The organism is Kitasatospora cheerisanensis KCTC 2395 (assembly GCF_000696185.1).
Taxonomy (GTDB): domain Bacteria; phylum Actinomycetota; class Actinomycetes; order Streptomycetales; family Streptomycetaceae; genus Kitasatospora; species Kitasatospora cheerisanensis.
In genome coordinates this window covers 50700-51622 of the sequence record NZ_KK853998.1, presented here as the reverse complement: position 1 = coordinate 51622, position 923 = coordinate 50700, and the positions used below count along the sequence as shown (strand labels likewise).

General features: G+C 76.4%; 2 protein-coding genes. Both read right to left on the bottom strand.

Going from position 1 to position 923, the window contains the following annotated elements; translation table 11 throughout:
* Positions 1-340: 340 nt before the first annotated feature.
* Positions 341-583, bottom strand: coding sequence for a hypothetical protein (locus KCH_RS36130; RefSeq protein WP_035875904.1), 243 nt, complete (start codon positions 581-583; stop codon positions 341-343).
* Positions 584-662: 79 nt separating this feature from the next.
* Positions 663-806, bottom strand: coding sequence for a hypothetical protein (locus tag KCH_RS43095; RefSeq protein WP_167574266.1), 144 nt, complete (start codon positions 804-806; stop codon positions 663-665).
* Positions 807-923: the final 117 nt, after the last annotated feature.

Genomic DNA, 923 nt, shown 5'->3' with positions numbered 1-923 from the left:
GGCCCAGCTCGGCATGGTGATCGGTCCTCTCGGTCGGCCGCCGGGGTCGGCGGCGGGATCTGACGGTGTTTCGGCGGTGCGGATCTGGGCGGGGCGGGTTCCGGGTGGAACCCGCCGCGCTGCCCCCGGCGCCGTCCTGGCCATGGGCATGCCAGGACGGTTCCGAGAGTCAGGCGGCGGGGGCCTGCGGAGCGGAGAAGGAAGGGGAGGAGGGGAAGGTGCTACTGGCCGGAGCCGCCGCCGGTCTTCTGCGCGTCGCGGCGGGCCTGGTCCTCCCGCGCCCGCCGGAGCGCCTCATCGGCCTGGTTGGACAGCTGGCCGGTGATGATCTGAGCCATGGTCAGGACCTCCAGAACGAGCGGCTGACGTACGCGGGGTCGGGGCGGGGGCTGAGCCGGCGCGTACCGTCCGGGTTGTACTCGGCGGCCGGGAGCGAGACCTGCGCCAGGCGGTGGTGCTCCCGGGCGGTGGCCTCGTCGTAGGCGGGCCAGCTACCGGTCAGGCCGGTGCCGGCGCCGGTGGAGGCGGTGGTGGTCCCGGCCGAGCTGCTGCCCAGTCCGAGCCAGGAGAGCAGGCCGGCCATCACTTGCCTCCCTGCTCGGGCTGCGGCGCCGGGGGAGCCGGCCGAGGCTGGGGCTGCGGGCGGTTGCTGTCGACCCAGCTCATCGGCCACCTCCCTGCTGCGCGGCCTGCTGCTGACGAAGCTGCTCGGCCTGCTGCTGCGCCGCGGCGATCTGACGCTGCTGCTCGGCCCACTGCTCGCGCAGGCGCTCCAGCTGGGCCTGTCCCTCGTGCTGGTGGCTCATCGCGCTCACCCGGCCAGCGGGAGCGCGCGCACCGCGGCCGGGGTCCCGGCCGCAGTGTGCGGGGGCGGCCGGGCGGGCTGGAGCCGGCCCAGGGCCCACGGGGGGGGGGAGGGGGGG

Excerpts from the sequence above, each read along its gene's own strand:
- KCH_RS36130 (WP_035875904.1), bottom strand. The coding sequence starts at position 583 with ATGGCCGGCCTGCTCTCCTGGCTCGGACTGGGCAGCAGCTCGGCCGGG.
- KCH_RS43095 (WP_167574266.1), bottom strand. The coding sequence starts at position 806 with ATGAGCCACCAGCACGAGGGACAGGCCCAGCTGGAGCGCCTGCGCGAG.